Genomic DNA, 17293 nt, shown 5'->3' on the forward strand with positions numbered 1-17293 from the left:
GATGGGAGGAGTAGACTTGAAACTTAATATAAGAAAACTATTAACTACTATTCTTATGTTGGCTGTAGGTGTGGCCTTTATCCTGCCTTTTATATGGATGATCTCAGCATCATTAAAGCCTGAGTCAGAGGTCTTTGCCTATCCGATTCAATGGATTCCTGAGGAATTAAAATGGAGTAATTATAAAACTGCATGGTCAGATGGATTTCCTTTGTATTATTGGAATTCTATTAAAGTCACAGTAATTACAACTTTAATATCAGCGACAGTGTCAACAATGTCTGCTTACGGTTTTTCAAAAATTCATTTTAAAAGTCGTGACTTAATTTTTATACTAGTTTTGGCAACTTTTATGATTCCAGCACAAGCTATTCTAGTTCCACAGTTCTTGCTATTTAAGTATTTGAATTTATTTGATACACATGTAGGGTTAATTCTATTAAATAGTTTTAGTGTACTTGGTACGTTTATGTTAAGGCAGTTTTTCATGGGTATCCATGATGATTATATTGCATCTGCAAAAATTGATGGTGCGGGGCATTTGCGCATTTTTTCGCAAATTGCAGTTCCATTAGTCTTACCAGCCATTTCAACGTATTTTATTCTTAGATTTATTTGGACATGGAATGATTATCAAGGTCCATTAATCTTCATAAGATCAGATCATTTGTATACGATTCAAGTTGGGATTGATAAGTTCTCAAATGAAAGTGGAGAACTTTATAGTTTAATTATGGCTGGTGCAGTTTCGGCAATCCTTCCACTGCTAATTATCTTCATTATCGGTCAAAGATATGTACTTGAAGGTATAGCACTAGGTGGAGTTAAAGGATAAATAAAAGAATTTTTCAATAATTAGGAGGGTCAAAATGGAGAAAATCAAAGTGGTATTACTAGGGGTTTTGTTTAGTATCTTATTAGTTGGTTGTTCTAGTGGTTCTGATAAGGGGGCGAATGCAAACGAAAATTCTTCTAACTCAGATGAAACTGCTTCTAATGAAACAACGAATAATGAAGGAGAAGAAACTGTAACTATCAGATTACATCACTGGTATAATGAGGAAAGAGACAATTGGTTAGACATTATCGAAACATTTGAAGCAGAACATCCAAATATCAAGGTAGAATCTGTTACACCGGAAAATAACGATTCAGAAGAAACAATGAAACAAATTGATCTAGCTGCAGCATCTGGAGACCAATTAGATGTAATTATGTTGAGTGGTGCAGCACCATACTCACAACGTGTTAATCAGGGTATGTTTGAACCATTAAACAGCTACCTTGAAGAAGAAGGTGTTGAATTCGGTCAAGAGTATCAAGTAGATACAAATATAGAAGGAACTTATTATGGTTTGCCAGGTAAGTATAATATGTATTTTGTAATGCTGAATGAAAACGCTTTAAATGAAGCTGGCCTAGAAATCCCAACAGATTGGACTTGGGATGAATACATGGATTATGCAGCTCAATTAACAGAAGGTGAAGGCGCGAATAAACGTTATGGTACTTACTTCCATTCATGGGGGGATTATGCAAAGCTTACTTTAAACAATCAATCTGAAAACAGTAATTTAGTAAAAGACGATGGAGTAACATCTAATATTGATAATCCATTAATTAGAAAAACATTAGAGATTCGTCAAAGAGGCCAGGAAGAGGGAAGTGCTACACCTTATGGCGATACTATCTCAATGAACCTGCACTATTATGATCAATATTTTAACGAAAAAGCAGCTATGATTATGACAGGAAGCTGGATGATTCATGAGGGTGGGGGACGAGAAGGTGATCCTTCCAGCTTTAAAACAGCATTTGCTCCATATCCAAAAGCAAAAGAAGGTGACCCAGTTACAAGTCCTGCAAGTAGTGACATCTTGACTGTTTACTCAGGTTCAAAGCATAAGGAAGAAGCCTATGAGTTTATTAGATGGTACACAACGCAGGGTATCATTGAACAAGGTAAATTCCTTCCAAGTTATAAAGGGGAAGACTTAACAACTGTTGTTGATAATCTCTTAGCAGGTAACCACAACTTAGAAATGATTAATACGGAATCATTAGCCAATACAATTGAGACTACACAAGCAGCAGATGTTAATGTACCCGTACCATTCATTGGTGAAGTTGAGGATGCTTATTTAAGTGAAGTAGATAAATTCTTGCTAAATGAACAGGATTTAGATACTACCATCGACAATGCTCATCAAGCGGTACAAGAAGTGATAGATGCTAATGTGAATTAGGATAAGGCATAGATTAGGGATGTAAACAAAAGCTGCATCCCTAATCTTTTTCTGGTTATGTTTGACATAAAAGTGATAGTTATAAATCGATTTCTCTTTTGATATTGTTGAATCTCGTGACTTTGATATAATGATAGAAATCGGAGGAATGAGATGTGAAGACATGGAGGGACTGTATTTTAAATTTTTTTAATAATTTCACTTTTAGAAATAAATTATTAATCTTAATTTTCTTATGTGTGATAATACCTGCTTTCTTTAGTGTAACAAACATTATGTTAACTACATCTAACATTATTCAAAAACAAGCGGTCAAAAGCGAAGAGTATACCATTAACTTGGCTCATACGTATTTATCGCAAAAAATAGATGAACTTATTCATGTGATGAATTTTGTTCAGTTTGACGCAGATGTAATACGAACATTGAACCAAGGTATGCAAAAGGAAATTTCTCCTCGTAGTTATTTAGATATCAATAGCAGTTTAGATCAGTTAACAAGAAATAGTGACATAAGTGTTAGTATTGTCCCAGTAAATCAAAATCAAAGTTTTTCGAACCGAGGATTTACAAGTAAATTTAACCAGGAAAACTTGAAAATGAAAGGGCATACATTTCTTGATAACCTATCTTCTTTTAATGTGTACTGGTTCTCTAATCAAGATTTTAATTCAGATGAACAACGAATCATTTTAGGAAGAAGGATTGTGAACTATTCCGGTACCACTATTGCTTATTTATATGCTGGAATCGATGGAGTTGGGATTGATAACGTACTAAATAGAAATGAATTTCAAGCCACAAGGGAGTTCCTGTTACTTGATTCCAATCGAGACGTTCTGTACGGGACGCTAGATTCAGCCATAGAAAATAACAACTTGATAGAAAAGAAAAACAATTCTGAAGCGAATACTTTTTTTACGACAGTGAATGATATTAATTATTTAGTTGTACAAAAGCGCTTTCTAAATTCGGATTGGAGCCTTGTTAGTTATATGCCATACAGTGAAATTGTTCATGAATTAAGAGGAACGTATCGTTTCCATATTTATTTGCAATTGTTTCTGTTCACTTTCTTAATTATTATGCTTCTGTATGCAGTTAACAGGTACACAAGACCAATTAACCGTTTAGCTTCGGTAGCTAACGAAATTCAATCTGGTGATTTGCAAGTTCGTTCCAATATTGATAGGCAAGATGAGATTGGCAAACTATCACTAGCATTTGACACAATGCTAGATACCATTCAAGAGAACATCAAACAAATTACGATAGAACAACAATTGAAGAATAAAGCAGAAATCGCTCATCTTCATGCAAAAATAAAGCCGCATTTTATGTATAACGTTCTAAACACGATACGCTTACAGGTGATGAAAAATGGCGATAACGAATCATCAAATTCAATTTCTATGTTTTCACAGTTTCTAAGAAGTATTTATACGGTAGATGAATCAATTACATTAGAAAAAGAACTGGAACATACAGTTAATTATTTAAACTTAGTTAATACGATGAGAAAGTATCCAATCTCTATTAGAACGCGGGTAGAGAATGATGCATTATTTGAAAGTGTACCAAGCTTTTTTCTGCAACCCATTGTAGAAAATGCAGTCAAGCATGCGGACCTGCAAGAAGACGGTATGATTAATATAAACGTAGAGGTTACCAATGATTATATGACAATCTCTATTAAAGATAATGGCGTAGGGGTAGATGATGAACAATTAAAAGACATTAGATCAAACCTTTCCTTGGAAAAGAGTGCAGTCATTCATCAATATGAAAAGGAGCAATACGGTATAGGGTTAGAAAATATATACCAACGCATGAAAATTTTATATGGTTCCAAGTTTATGATGAAAGTTGAAAATGGGGCTTATAACGGTTTTGTAGTAAAATTCAAGTTTCCGTTAGAAGAGGGGTGCAGGAATGAGAATAATGCTGGTTGATGATAACTACCAAATGTTAGAATACTTAGATCAAAGTATTTCATGGAGTAAAGAAGGCATGACTTTAGTAGCAAAATGCGAGAATGGCGAAAGGGCACTTGCTATAGCAAAATCTAGTCCAATTGATATATTAGTCACGGATATTGATATGCCTAAAATGAATGGAATAGATTTAATTAAGCAATTACAGCAAATTTATCCTAAGATGAAATCAATTATTATATCGAGTTACGATGAGTTTAAATATGCACAACAAGCGGTTAAACTGTTAGTGAGTGATTATATCTTGAAGGATAAGTTAGACTCTAGTTCATTATTGAAAACACTACATCAAATAATGTTAGAGTTAAAGAAAGAACAAGATAATCAATTAAGACTAGTAGAGTGGGAATCATTAATTAAGGAAAATCAACTAAGTATTAAAAGGCAATGGCTCAGGAATCTTGTTGATACTCCAATTAAAAAGCAATCAGAGTTGAAAAATCAATTATTAGGCTATGGAATTAACTTTGATGAGAGTCGATATATATCAATAATTGGGAAGGTTACAAATGAGAAAAAGGCAATCAAACGATTTGAATCAGCAGATTTATTAATGAATGCAATCGAACAATTATCTACTGAATTTTTTTCACATGAAGTAGAAGGATTTGTTTATAATCAATTAGAGATGATATGGTTTCAACCAGTTAAACGAAATGTATCAGAAATGATGGATAAAATCCAAGAATTTCAAAAAGCGCTAAAAGAATATTTTAATATTGAATTTGCTTTTGTTCATTATCCATCATGTGATAATGAGGGGGCTTTTTTGGAATCTATCAAAAAGTTATTGAAAATGGAAAATGAATGGTTTTTCATAACTGGTCAAGAAATTGTGGATTATCATTCCATTAATTCTACCTTTATCATTGAAAATGCTTACGATCTATATGAATCTACCATTAATGATTTAAAAGGTTTTATTATGAAAGAAGAAAAAGATTTAGCTGATAAATATATGGATGAGTGGTTTGAGCGTTTAATGGACCGTAATTTTCATCCAAATGTTATCAAAGGGATGAGCCATAAAATAATTATTGATCTTTATATTAATTTTCATTTTATGAATAACCAAACAAATAACCATGCTGAATCGATTCACTTTGACATTTCATCTGCACAGTCTTTACAACAATTGAAGAAATACTACAAGCATTATATCGACAAAATTATCAAGAGTGTTTTATATTATCGAAAATCGTATCGTTCTGAAATTTGGGAAGCATTAATCTATGTTGATGAGAATATTGATAAGAAAATAACACTAAATGATATTTCTCAAACCTTATATATTAATCCAACCTATTTTAGTCGGATTTTTAAAAAAGATACAGGGCAATCTTTTGTAGATTATGTAAAAAATAGAAAAATGGAAAAAGCGCAAAAGTTATTGGAAGAAACAGACTATACAATTGAAAGCATCTCATTCCAATTAGGATTTAGTAATTCTAGTTACTTTATTAAACAATTTAGACAATGTGTTGGCAAAACTCCTATGGAATATCGAAAAGTAAATGAATAGGTTAATTAGAAGACCCTCTATTAGGTAAATGAACAACTATCATTTATCTAATTTAGAGGGTCTTCTTTATTATCTTACTCTCTAATAAATGTATTTACCCCAGACCCTACGTCATCTATTACAACGAAATCACCATTTTCATCGCCTGCAACGTTCTGCTCATTAGCTTTGACACGGTTATGATTGATATTTAATTTAGGAAGATATACTTTCGCTGTTGTATTTGCCGGAATATTAATCTTTAGTATAAAACGGTTTTCTTTATTCTCAAATTCGGCTTCTATCGGCCCTTTGATAGATGGAACTTTTAATTTTGCCCATTCTAGATGTGCAGGCTGTGGCTTAATTTGTATTTTATTAAAACCAGGTTCGATTGGTTGGACTCCGAATAACTGCCTTGGAATAATGTTAGCAGGTGCTGAAGCCCAAGCGTGAGAATAGCTCATATTTGGCTTTTGTTCTGGATCCCATGCCTCAGTCACAATCGTAGCCCCTAAATCATACATTAAATGCCCCCAGCTATTCATATCCTTTGATGTCATTAACGACAGAGCAGCATGACTTTTACCACTATTGTATAGGCCGTCTAATAAGAATTGAGAGCCATACACACTTACGGCCATTCCTTTACTCGCTGCATAATTCGCTGCTGATTCTTGGTTTTTTTCAGAAACTAAACCTACTGCAAGCGGGAAAGCAGATGCATGTAACGCATAATGATCGATATTTTTTCCATCTTTAAATTTCCCTGCTTCTTCACTGTATAAGTATTTATTTACTGCATCGAACATTTTTTCTGCTTGATTTGCAAACAGTTGTGCATCTTCCTTAAGTCCTAAAATATTTGCAATATTAGCTAAATGCTTGATGGCGATATATTGAAATGTATTAATGACCGTATTAATGGTTGAAAATTGGTAACCATCTCGTTGGGTTAGTGGCCAATCTACTAAATCATTTTCTTCCGACTTTTCGACCAACCCCTCATCATTTAAATAGTCTGATAATGTTTTCGTTTTTAAGATGTTATAGTATTTTTCTAGAGATTCCGTATTACCTGTATACATGTAGTCTTCCCAAGCCATCATCACCGTTTGCTGCTTATACTCTGTCGGCCATGTTGGTCTGTAGTATAAGTATTCCATTGAATATCTAGCAAATGCATATTCACGGTCCATCGAATACTGTGAAAGTTGATTAATATAGGCATCTCCCTCGTAATTTCGCCTTTCGCGTGTATGGGTGTCGACGTAAACATCTAGAGCAGTCGCTTTAATACTATATTTAACAAAATCCCAAACGTCATTTAGAGTTTGGTCTGATGACTCAAATAATGCCGCCTGATCATCAAATGGGTGGTGTAAAGCTATGACACTAAAGTGTTCTTCTTTTAACTCTACCGGAAAGTTTTTAACCTCAGCATATCTTATTACTCGGTATCCCCATTGTTCAATTACTTGCTTTTGTTCTTTTAATGTCCAAACTTCTTCATAGGTATTATCTGTTCGCATACTGCGGACACTCTCTTGCTCTTGTAATTCTTCGCCATACTTTATGTCTATTTGATGCCCTGAATTTCCCTTATTATCTAATTCCAATCGTAAACTACCTACAACTGCTTTTCCGAAATCAATAAAGTAATTGTTATTTCCTTTATGAACAATTTTTACTGGCTTAACGATACGTCTTTCCGTATTGCGAGTAGGTGAAGATTGTAAATTTTGTATAATTTCTTTTTTCGTTACCTGTTCCCAGTTGGAATCATCAAACCCGGCTTCATCCCAACCGAATGGATACTTCGTTGCATCAATATTTTCTCGAGGAACATAATAATATAAATCATTACCTGCATTACCGCCATCCACATATATATTTTTAGCATTTAACCCATTCCAAGATTGGTCAGATATTACTTTTTCTACGGTTCCATCTGTATAAAAAACATTCATTTGAAATAAAAATCGTTTGTCAGATTCGGTGTAATTTAATGCACCGATGACATTTTCCTGTCCTGAAATTAAGAAGTTGGTGACATCGAATGTTGTATAACGGTTAATTCCGTTGAAACCTCTTTCAGGGCCAGTACCGACAACCTTTCCATTAATCGATAATTTATATACATATTGAGCTGCTTCATCAGGTGATAAGGCAGTTACATGTGCGATCGCTTTGTTTATTTGTTTATGTTTTAATGGAAAGGATTTACGAAAAAAGGCGAAATTGTTAGTAGTAGAATCTTGTAACCAAATCGGTGTGGCATCCCAATTATCTTTGACAGCTGTTGTAAACATTTGAATGTTAGAGTAAGGGCTTTCCTTCCCCGTACTATTCCATGTTTTAACTTTCCAATAGTAGATCGTTTGACTTTGCAACGCTTTTCCTAAATACCTTACATTACTAGATTTAGAAGATACTACTTTCCCTGAATCCCATTGATCGCCTTCATTATCTAGTAATTTTTTATAATCTGTTGCAACAAGTATTTTGTAAGCGGATTGCCTTTCTCCATTAGAGCGATCATTTACAATCCAACTAAAATTGGGTTTTTCAGTTTCTATACCAAGTGGCACAGATAAAAATTCTACAAGCAGCCCAGTTGGCTTTCCAGCACTTGTTTTAATCATATAAAAATACCTCCAAGCAGTTTTTAAATTTATTTTTGAATTCGTTTTCATTTGCGAGTTACATACATTTGTTAAGGAAAAGAATACCATTATCAATAGTGATGTCAACTTTGGATTTTGAATAAAAAATTTAGGTTAAATGCTTAATTGATGCTACTTTCATAAGCTATCATATAAAATTTGAAACAATATTTATCAATATATTGTTATCGGTAATCAATTTTGTTTCATATCAGTCTATAGGGACATCATGATTAAGTTCAGGTGGAAAAAGCGAGCTGAATTAAACCAAAAAGGGAATATGGTTAAGTTCAGGTGGAAAAAGCGCTCTGAATTAAATCAAAAAGAGGATATGATTAAGTTCAGATAGAAAAAGTGAGCTGAATTAAATCAAAAAGGGAATATGATTAAGTTCATGGAGCAAAATTGCTCTGAATTAAACCAAAAAGGGAATATGCTTAAGTTCAGGCAGAAAAAGCGCTCTGAATTAAATCAAAAAGGGAATATGGTTAAGTTCAGATAGAAAAAGCGAGCTGAATTAATTAGCCTCATATTTCTATTGAAGTTAATCACTGATCGGAGAATCTGGATTCTCTTAGACATTTATAATCCTCCCTTAATGTGGAAAAGCTAGGAATAGAATAGCTTAAGGGAGGAACAACATGAAATATATCACTGCAATGGTTGTCGTAATGATTTGTTTTTTATTATTAAATGCGTGTACGAATGAGCTTTCTGAACTGTTTAGTAATCAGCATTCACCGCTAGGCATTGATGAAACAGAAATGACGGATGAGAATTATTTGCAAATTGATCAACCCGGTCCGCGAACATTTGACCAGACTGGTGAAACCGGGGATGTAGAAGCTGATAAGGAAGTTATCCGGGATGCAGCGAATCGGATGCCGAGTGTAACGGTCGAATCTATTACGATTGATCACTCTGTTGCTACAGTGTATGTAAATGTAGATGAACCATTGAACGAAAATGAGAAGAAGGCTTGGCGTGATAATATTCTAACTGCTATAAAGGCCGCAATGCCTCGATATGAATTGAACGTTATCATCAATGAACGTCTATAATGAAAGTAGAAAAGAAAAAACAGATAAGCTAAAGAGCCCCCACCAACAGTGCGCATATCCGCACCCAATGATGAGCATGAATCCGTGATTCGCACTTATAAAACAACGGACATTTGCATCAGTATTTTGACGGGGGTATGCTACTATACTATAATTGTAATGGTGAGGAGAAGGATTTCCTTCTGAAGGAGAAAGAGGTGGAAGACGTGTTAGACCGTTTACAATCATTAGAAGCTCGTTATGATAAATTAAATGAATTATTAAGTGATCCGGAAGTTATAAATGATACAAAAAAATTAAGAGAATATTCCAAGGAACAGTCTGATTTAGAGGGTGTTGTCCAATCTTATCGTCAGTATAAAGATGTGACAGAACAGTTAGATGATGCGAAGGAAATGCTTGAAGATAACTTGGATGATGACATGTATGACATGGTTAAATCAGAGATCAGTGAGCTGACCAATCAAAAGCAGGAACTGGAAGAGCGCCTAAAAGTACTCTTGCTGCCGAAAGATCCAAATGATGATAAAGACGTTATTATGGAAATAAGAGGTGCTGCAGGTGGAGACGAGGCGGCTTTATTTGCCGGAGATTTATTCCGTATGTACTCGCGCTTTGCAGAGTCACAAGGCTGGAAAATTGATGTGATGGATTCCAATTCCACGGGAGTTGGCGGCTACAAAGAAATTATTTTTATGATTAATGGCCAAGGTGCATATTCCAAACTAAAATATGAAAATGGGGCACACCGTGTTCAGCGTGTTCCGGAAACAGAATCCGGTGGGCGAATCCATACTTCTACTGCAACAGTAGTAGTTATGCCAGAAGCAGAAGAAGTCGAAGTCGATATCCATGAAAAAGATATTCGTGTAGATACATTCGCATCAAGTGGTCCTGGCGGGCAAAGTGTAAATACGACCATGTCCGCAGTACGTCTAACCCACGAACCAACTGGTATTGTTGTTTCGATGCAGGACGAAAAATCACAAATTAAAAACAAAGAAAAAGCGATGAAAATTTTACGTGCTCGTATTTATGATAAGTTCCAGCAAGAAGCACAAGCGGAGCACGATGAAGCTAGAAAAAGCGCCGTAGGTACCGGTGATCGTTCAGAAAGAATTCGTACCTACAATTTTCCGCAAAATCGCGTAACAGATCACCGAATTGGTTTAACGATTCAAAAGCTTGATCAAATTTTACAAGGTAAATTCGATGAAATTGTCGATGCCTTGTTAATCGAAGAACAAACGAAAAAAATGGAGCAAATTGGTGAGTAAAATGAAAACGATGCAGATACATGAAGCCCTCAGTTGGGCTTCTCTTTTTTTACAAGAGCATAACCGTGAGCCTAAGGTGGCAGAGATTCTATTGCTACATCATCTCAGCATGACGAAGGTACAATTGTTAAGTAGCTTAAGAGAGCCAATTCCTGCTGAGAAACAGGAAGCATTTATTCAAGCGATCCACATCCATGCAGAAACAGGTGTACCAGTTCAACATCTCACTGGAACAGAAACGTTTTATGGAAGGTCTTTTCGTGTGAATCAACATGTATTAATTCCTAGGCCGGAAACAGAAGAGCTTGTGGAGGGGGTACTTGCCTACGTAGACAGTATTCATTTTCCGAAACCGACGCGTGTGCTCGATATTGGTACAGGGAGTGGAATCATTGCCATTACACTTAAGCTGGAACGTCCCGACTTACAAGTTTATGCGTCTGATATTTCAGAGCAAGCGCTCGCTGTTGCAGCTGACAATGCGCAGCAGCTTGGTGCAGACATTTCCTTTGAGCAAGGTGACTTTTTAGAGCCATTTTTAAATAAACAGACCGAAGCACAGATTATTGTTTCCAATCCACCCTATATCCCATATGAAGAGGAGCCGACGCTTAGTGATACGGTGAAAAATTTTGACCCGGAGCTTGCGTTGTTTGCTGAGGATGATGGCCTTGCTGCTTACAAAAAGATGGTTCAGCAGTCTGAAAAAATACTTCAATCTCCGGGATTACTTGCCTTTGAAATAGGTTATCAACAGGGGGAGGCAGTACGTGCACTTATCCACAATACTTATCCAGAAAGTAAGGCGCACGTGCGAAAAGATATCAACAAGAAGGATCGAATGGTATTTGCTACTCTATGATTTTTTGCATAATCACGGCAAAAATCACCATTTTATAATAAAAGCGAATAATATGCAGATATATCAGAAAATTGGTAGTATTTTCTCGGATTAACGTATCTTTTCTCCCTCCAACAAATAAATTAAAAAAAATAATAGATTATAAGTTTAAAAGATAGAATGATGCCCATACTGTGGATAACAGTGATTAAGGGGGCAGGAATCATGAAGAAATATCTAGTTGCATTTATTATCTTTTTAATATTATTCGGTTCTTTTCCAGCAAAAGGCATAAGTAATGGGGCTATCAATCAACAACGGACAACAGATGAGTTTCGAGTTATCCCTGATGAGGCGATTCGCTTACGCATTCTAGCAAACAGTGATAGTGATAGTGATCAAGCATTAAAGCGTAAAATTCGCGATGAAATAAATGAGGAAATTACACAATGGGTAGAGGATATTACCGACATTGAGCATGCAAGACAGTTAATTCAAGACCGTTTGCCTGAGATTGAGCAAGTTGTGGATAATGTGTTAACAGAAGAAAACATCGAGCAAAGCTTTGAAGTGGATTATGGAGAAAATATTCAGTTCCCGGCCAAAGTGTATGATAACCTGGTTTATCCGGCAGGTGAGTATGAAGCGATTCTCGTAACTTTAGGAAAAGGAAAAGGTGCTAACTGGTGGTGTGTACTATTTCCTCCGTTATGCTTTTTAGATTTTTCCAATGGAACAAGTGTAGCAGAGCAGGATCAAGAGGATGAAGCGTCAGAGGATGATGAAGAAGAGGATAAAAAAGGAAAAAAAATCAGCTTTAAATTCTTCTTTTTAGAATGGTTCAGTTAAATCTAGCATATTTCTCTCTAACAAACATAGAAATGTATTAGAAAACTAGAATAGGGAGAGATTGCTGATGGATATAATCAAAGCGGACACGGTGGATAAGGCGGTATTAGCCGAATTTTTTGAAGACAAGTGGGATGCGCTGGAGGAAAAAGAAGCACTACATCGTCACGGGTATTTCATCGAGGTAGAAAAAGAATATCAAGCATTTTTTGCATTAACTCCTGTTAGTAACTCAGGTTGTTGGTTACGAAGCTTGTACATGAAAGAAGGGGTACCAGCATCGTTGCCGTTAACCATTATTGAATCATCGATTGCATTAGCAAGAGAAAACGGGGCGACAGATTTATATGTGTATAGTCATCAACCGGCATTGAACAGTTTGTTATCCCTGTTAAAATTCAAGCAAGAACAGTCACCTTCCTTTGCGAATAAACAAATAGAACAAGGAACTTGGTGGAGACAGGATGTTACATCCGTAGTACGAGCACAATCCTGAACTTCTTGTGAATAAGTGAGGATTTTATTAACAGGTGTGGATAAACCATGTGGATAACCTGTGTACCAGCTGTGAACAATTCGCTTGCCAGATAAATACTTTGCTTATCAAAGTATTCGAAAGCAATTGACATTTTATGGCCGTTATTTCGAAAAAAATGCGTATTTAGTGAAACTCTTTGTTATTTAAACGTTAGCAAAGAGTTTTTTTGATGGAAAAGCAGCATGTGTGTAACTTTACTTGTCTGTGGATAAAATGTGGATAATAGTAATGAATAACGAACAAGGTATCAAATATGATATGATCAACAAGAATGAAAAAGTACGAGGAGAAACAGACATGCAAACGACAAGGCTTTGGAAAATAGAAGACAATACACAGGAAAATCAAATAGCCATTCAAGAAGCCGCAGAGCTGATCAGACAACAGGAAGTGATTGCATTTCCTACCGAAACAGTATATGGGTTAGGTGCGAATGCAACGAATCATCAAGCAGTAGCGAAAATTTTTGAAGCAAAAGGAAGACCATCCGATAATCCGTTAATTGTTCATGTTGCCAATCGGGAACAAATGAAACCGTATGTGGCAGCCGTTCCTCCGCTGGCAGACAAGCTTATCCATGCATTCATGCCAGGACCATTAACCGTCATTTTACCGAGCAACGGTACGATTGCTAATAATGTGACAGCTGGTTTATCCACAGTGGCCTTTCGAATTCCAGACCATCCAGTCGCAAAGCAATTGTTGGAAAGCTGTCAGCTGCCATTAGCTGCACCAAGTGCGAATCGGTCAGGAAAACCGAGTCCAACGAAAGCGTCGCACGTGTATGACGATCTGTACGGAAAAATTGCCGGTATTCTCGATGGAGGAACAACTGGGGTTGGACTTGAATCTACAGTTGTCGATTGCACAGGTGAGATTCCAATCGTGTTGAGACCAGGAGGAATCACGAAGGAGCAACTAGAGCAAGTGGTCGGAAATGTTATGCTAGACCCTGCGTTGGCCGAGCAGCATGATAAACCAAAAGCGCCGGGAATGAAATATACCCATTATGAACCGGAAGCGCCACTCTGGTTAATCAGAGGAACAGCGGACTTTTTCCAATCCACGGTTGATCGAATCGAAAGGGAAGGGAAAAAAGTAGCGGTCATGTGTAGTGAACAATTAGCAGCTTCACTTCAAGCCGATCAGATAAAAGTTATCGGCTCTCAACATGATTTAACACAAATTGCTGTCCATTTATATGATGCACTAAGATCCTTCAAAAAGACCGATGTAGATATTATTTTGTGTGAATCATTTCCACAGACTGGTGTTGGTGAGGCAATTATGAATCGCCTAACAAAAGCCGCTTCCGTTGTAGTTGATGAAGAAAAGTAATGATAAGGATTTGTTGGATTTTTTATAAGACGACCGACTAACAGTGAAGACATCCATAAAATTCCATAAATGATTTACATAAAAGCCTGATCTGGAGCATAGGATTGAATAGCATGTCCAGAGAGGGGTTGTGAGGATGCCTTTAGTAAACCTTGGGGAAATAATTTCCCTATTGTTTATGGCAACAGCCTTAGGGATGGATGCATTTTCAGTTGGTTTAGGGATGGGAATGCAAGCATTAAGGCTTAAGCGGATATTTATGGTTGGGATAAGCGTCGGCATTTTCCACAGTATTATGCCATTTATCGGAATAGTGTTGGGACGATTTATTTCAACGAAACTAGAAGGTTTTGCTGTGCTTGGGGGAGGTCTGCTTCTATTTGTACTGGGAGTGCAAATGGTATTAAACTCCTTTAATCGGGAAGATAAGGTGGTTGTGAGTCCAGTTGGGATTGGCCTTATTTTATTTTCATTAAGTGTTAGTTTAGATAGCTTTTCAGTAGGGTTAAGCTTAGGGATGTCAGGGGTAAAGACATTTTTAGCACTGATATTATTTGGACTAGCTAGTATGACTTTAACGTGGACCGGCTTATTAGTGGGGCGAAAGGCTAAAGGCTTTCTCGGCGTCTACAGCGAATTATTTGGAGGAAGTATCCTTTGTGCGTTTGGATTAAAAATTATCTTTGGTTAGCATTTTTGCTATATATGCGAAATAGTTTAAAGGAAAAGGACTGTCTCCTATCTATAGGCAGTCCTTTTTTATTATAGGAAGTGAAAAATTTTAGAATGAAGAAAGAGCGAGCGAAGGGTAGGGCTTTGTCGGGAATAGTACGATATGGTATAGTTTTGGACATAGAAAAATATTGAAATGTTAAGAAAATCATATACAAGGCGTTCCGTAATACCGTTTTCGGGAATAATAATAGAACCAACAAAGGAAGATGTATGTGTAGGCATCTTCACGCAGATGGAGGTTGCAATCATGAAAGTATTATTTGTTTGTACCGGAAATACGTGCCGAAGTCCGATGGCAGCTGCTTTACTTAAACATATTTCCTCAGCTGAAGTAAAATCAGCGGGAATTTATGCAGGGCCAGGACAGCCAGCTTCGCAAGGAACAGTGGATGTACTTCGTGAACAAGGAATTTTATTTGATCATGCGTCACAGCCGGTTACGGTTGATTTGCTAAATTGGGCGGATTTGATTTTGACGATGACAACGCAACACAAGCAAGCATTAGCCCTCCAATACCCGACGATTACAGACAAGCTGTTTACGCTAAAAGAATATGTGCATCAAGATGATAATGAAACATGGGAAAAGCTTAAAAAAGCCTATACCGAGCTAGAGGAAAAGCGGGCAGCATTTATCCGTGAACGGGGAAAAGAATTAGATCCAAACGAGATGGATCAAGCGTTATATGATTATTTACGAAAAGAGATAAGTGAAATTCAAGTATTAGAAGCCAACCTACCGAACTATGACATTTCAGATCCGTTTGGTGGAGATTTATCTGTGTATAAAAAAACTTTCAATGAAATGGAAAAGTATATTGAACTACTTGCAAAAAAGTTAGACAATAAAGAATAGAGAATGTAATAAATGGCTAACACCGCCAAGAAGACTTGGCGAGGAAGAGCCAGGTCTTTAAGGGGGAGAGGCTATGGAAAGAAAAACGCGATTTAATTTGCGTTGGAAGCTAGTCGTATTTACCACTTTGCTTGCTACGATTACCTATTCGACGAGTGCTTTATTTATTTATTTTGTCTATGATCAAATGCAGCCGTATTGGAATATTTCCGAAATTGCTTTTGTTATTCTGACATTAGGACTAGGCATTATTTGGTCAGGAATTCTGACCTTTTTCACCGCCCGATTCGTCACCAAGCCATTAATCAAGCTTGAAACGATAGCTGCCGAAGTGGCAGCCGGTAATTTAGAGCAAGAGGTGGAGCTTCCAAAGTCTAGAGATGAAATCTATTCCCTATCACTAGCCTTTCAAAAAATGCTCTTCAATTTAAGAGAAATAATGGAGAAGATAGAGGATAATTTTGATCGAACCAACCAATCGGTTCAAGAGATAAAGGCTGCTTCATCAAAAGCCGCTTCACAAACGAATCTGATTGAACAAACCGTCTATCAAATTTCTTCAGGTGCAGAAGATTCATCAAATGCCATCCAACAAACCGCGGAATCGATTGAAGTAGCGACAAGACTTGCAGGTCAAGTCCAAGATAAAGCAATGATCTCACGTGAAAAATCTTCAGCAATGGTTCACCAGCTTTCAACCAGCAAAGAAGTCATCCATCATTTAATTTCGGGAATTCAGTCATTAGCGAAAGAGCAAGAAAGCTCCCTCCAAGACGTGGATCGTTTAGAAAAGAATGCAGTAGAGGTTAATCATATTATTTCCATGGTTGGAGAGTTAGCAGAGCAAACCAACTTACTCGCATTAAATGCTTCCATTGAAGCGGCACGTGCCGGTGATCATGGAAGAGGCTTTGCCGTCGTTGCCGAGGAAGTTCGGAAATTAGCAGATCAAAGCACAAAGGCGGTTCAAGGAATTTCTGAGCATGTCTCGAACATTCAATCCGATGTACGTCAAGTGGTCGCAAAAATGACCGAGCAAGTAGACTTTGCACGATCGGAAGCAACAAAAGGGGAGGATGTCAATCATGCCATTCTTCAGATGTCGACATCGATTGAAGGAGTAGCTGCAGCTATTGAAGATATTTCTTCTCTCGTGGACAAGCAGTTGAGGGAAATAAAGGAAACCTCGAAGCAATCACAGGAAGTATCAGCAATTGCGGAAGAAACATCTGCTAGTGCACAGCAAATGAGTGCTTCGATTCAGCAACAAACCGCAGTAACGGAAAACCTGGATGACTTAGCGACCGTTTTAGAGGAACACGCACAAATTTTGAAAAAACAAATTCGACGCTTTCAACTTAAACATTAAACTAGGAACATAACGATAAATT

The 17293-nt window shown here is 36.7% G+C and carries 14 protein-coding genes; 13 read left to right on the top strand and 1 reads right to left on the bottom strand.

Annotated elements, in window-relative coordinates; genetic code table 11:
• Window position 1: 1 nt before the first annotated feature.
• The 4 genes from JOC48_RS08570 to JOC48_RS08585 all read left to right on the top strand — a co-directional run bounded on the left by JOC48_RS08570 (window position 2) and on the right by JOC48_RS08585 (window position 5762).
• On the top strand, window positions 2-835 hold the full coding sequence (locus JOC48_RS08570) for a carbohydrate ABC transporter permease (protein WP_204498764.1): 834 nt from the start codon (window positions 2-4) through the stop codon (window positions 833-835).
• Between the two features lie 34 nt (window positions 836-869).
• The gene (locus tag JOC48_RS08575; RefSeq protein ID WP_204498765.1) at window positions 870-2246 is read left to right on the top strand and encodes an ABC transporter substrate-binding protein; all 1377 of its coding nucleotides are present in this window, start codon (window positions 870-872) and stop codon (window positions 2244-2246) included.
• A gap of 275 nt (window positions 2247-2521) precedes the next feature.
• On the top strand, window positions 2522-4198 hold the full coding sequence (locus JOC48_RS08580; RefSeq protein ID WP_204498766.1) for a sensor histidine kinase: 1677 nt from the start codon (window positions 2522-2524) through the stop codon (window positions 4196-4198).
• On the top strand, window positions 4179-5762 hold the full coding sequence (locus JOC48_RS08585) for a response regulator transcription factor (protein ID WP_204498767.1): 1584 nt from the start codon (window positions 4179-4181) through the stop codon (window positions 5760-5762). Before JOC48_RS08580 ends, JOC48_RS08585 begins: the two co-directional genes overlap by 20 nt.
• 74 nt (window positions 5763-5836) lie before the next feature.
• On the opposite strand, the gene JOC48_RS08590 is transcribed toward JOC48_RS08585, so the two are convergent.
• Window positions 5837-8386, bottom strand: coding sequence for a family 78 glycoside hydrolase catalytic domain (locus JOC48_RS08590; protein ID WP_204498768.1), 2550 nt, complete (start codon window positions 8384-8386; stop codon window positions 5837-5839).
• 662 nt (window positions 8387-9048) lie between these two features.
• Between JOC48_RS08590 and JOC48_RS08595 the strand changes: the two genes are divergently transcribed.
• From JOC48_RS08595 to JOC48_RS08635, 9 genes are all read left to right on the top strand, one after another.
• Window positions 9049-9468, top strand: coding sequence for a hypothetical protein (locus JOC48_RS08595; protein ID WP_204498770.1), 420 nt, complete (start codon window positions 9049-9051; stop codon window positions 9466-9468).
• 206 nt (window positions 9469-9674) lie between these two features.
• On the top strand, window positions 9675-10745 hold the full coding sequence (gene prfA, locus JOC48_RS08600; RefSeq protein WP_204498975.1) for a peptide chain release factor 1: 1071 nt from the start codon (window positions 9675-9677) through the stop codon (window positions 10743-10745).
• 1 nt (window position 10746) lies between these two features.
• The gene (gene prmC, locus JOC48_RS08605; RefSeq protein WP_204498974.1) at window positions 10747-11607 is read left to right on the top strand and encodes a peptide chain release factor N(5)-glutamine methyltransferase; all 861 of its coding nucleotides are present in this window, start codon (window positions 10747-10749) and stop codon (window positions 11605-11607) included.
• A 204-nt stretch (window positions 11608-11811) separates the two neighbouring features.
• Complete coding sequence (gene spoIIR / locus JOC48_RS08610; RefSeq protein WP_204498771.1) at window positions 11812-12435, top strand: stage II sporulation protein R; 624 nt, start codon at window positions 11812-11814, stop codon at window positions 12433-12435.
• A 67-nt stretch (window positions 12436-12502) separates the two neighbouring features.
• Window positions 12503-12931 carry a GNAT family N-acetyltransferase gene (locus JOC48_RS08615; protein WP_204498772.1) on the top strand — a complete coding sequence of 143 codons (429 nt, stop codon included), beginning with the start codon at window positions 12503-12505 and terminating at the stop codon, window positions 12929-12931.
• A 339-nt stretch (window positions 12932-13270) separates the two neighbouring features.
• The gene (locus JOC48_RS08620; RefSeq protein WP_204498976.1) at window positions 13271-14311 is read left to right on the top strand and encodes an L-threonylcarbamoyladenylate synthase; all 1041 of its coding nucleotides are present in this window, start codon (window positions 13271-13273) and stop codon (window positions 14309-14311) included.
• 136 nt (window positions 14312-14447) lie between these two features.
• Complete coding sequence (locus tag JOC48_RS08625; RefSeq protein WP_204498773.1) at window positions 14448-15002, top strand: manganese efflux pump MntP; 555 nt, start codon at window positions 14448-14450, stop codon at window positions 15000-15002.
• A 291-nt stretch (window positions 15003-15293) separates the two neighbouring features.
• Entirely contained in the window at window positions 15294-15902 is a 609-nt protein-coding gene (locus JOC48_RS08630) for a low molecular weight protein arginine phosphatase (protein WP_204498774.1), read from the top strand.
• Between the two features lie 73 nt (window positions 15903-15975).
• Window positions 15976-17271 (top strand): methyl-accepting chemotaxis protein, encoded by a 1296-nt coding sequence (locus tag JOC48_RS08635; RefSeq protein ID WP_204498775.1) that lies wholly within the window; start codon window positions 15976-15978, stop codon window positions 17269-17271.
• Window positions 17272-17293 lie beyond the last annotated feature (22 nt).

Source organism: Aquibacillus albus (genome assembly GCF_016908325.1).
Taxonomy (GTDB): Bacteria; Bacillota; Bacilli; order Bacillales; family Amphibacillaceae; genus Aquibacillus_A; species Aquibacillus_A albus.

Bases quoted from the DNA above. Each gene is read 5' to 3' on its own strand.
- JOC48_RS08570 (WP_204498764.1), top strand. From the start codon at position 2: ATGGGAGGAGTAGACTTGAAACTTAATATAAGAAAACTATTAACTACT.
- JOC48_RS08575 (WP_204498765.1), top strand. From the start codon at position 870: ATGGAGAAAATCAAAGTGGTATTACTAGGGGTTTTGTTTAGTATCTTA.
- JOC48_RS08580 (WP_204498766.1), top strand. From the start codon at position 2,522: ATGTTAACTACATCTAACATTATTCAAAAACAAGCGGTCAAAAGCGAA.
- JOC48_RS08585 (WP_204498767.1), top strand. From the start codon at position 4,179: ATGAGAATAATGCTGGTTGATGATAACTACCAAATGTTAGAATACTTA.
- JOC48_RS08590 (WP_204498768.1), bottom strand. From the start codon at position 8,386: ATGATTAAAACAAGTGCTGGAAAGCCAACTGGGCTGCTTGTAGAATTT.
- JOC48_RS08595 (WP_204498770.1), top strand. From the start codon at position 9,049: ATGAAATATATCACTGCAATGGTTGTCGTAATGATTTGTTTTTTATTA.
- prmC (WP_204498974.1), top strand. From the start codon at position 10,747: ATGAAAACGATGCAGATACATGAAGCCCTCAGTTGGGCTTCTCTTTTT.
- spoIIR (WP_204498771.1), top strand. From the start codon at position 11,812: ATGAAGAAATATCTAGTTGCATTTATTATCTTTTTAATATTATTCGGT.
- JOC48_RS08615 (WP_204498772.1), top strand. From the start codon at position 12,503: ATGGATATAATCAAAGCGGACACGGTGGATAAGGCGGTATTAGCCGAA.
- JOC48_RS08620 (WP_204498976.1), top strand. From the start codon at position 13,271: ATGCAAACGACAAGGCTTTGGAAAATAGAAGACAATACACAGGAAAAT.
- JOC48_RS08625 (WP_204498773.1), top strand. From the start codon at position 14,448: ATGCCTTTAGTAAACCTTGGGGAAATAATTTCCCTATTGTTTATGGCA.
- JOC48_RS08630 (WP_204498774.1), top strand. From the start codon at position 15,294: ATGAAAGTATTATTTGTTTGTACCGGAAATACGTGCCGAAGTCCGATG.
- JOC48_RS08635 (WP_204498775.1), top strand. From the start codon at position 15,976: ATGGAAAGAAAAACGCGATTTAATTTGCGTTGGAAGCTAGTCGTATTT.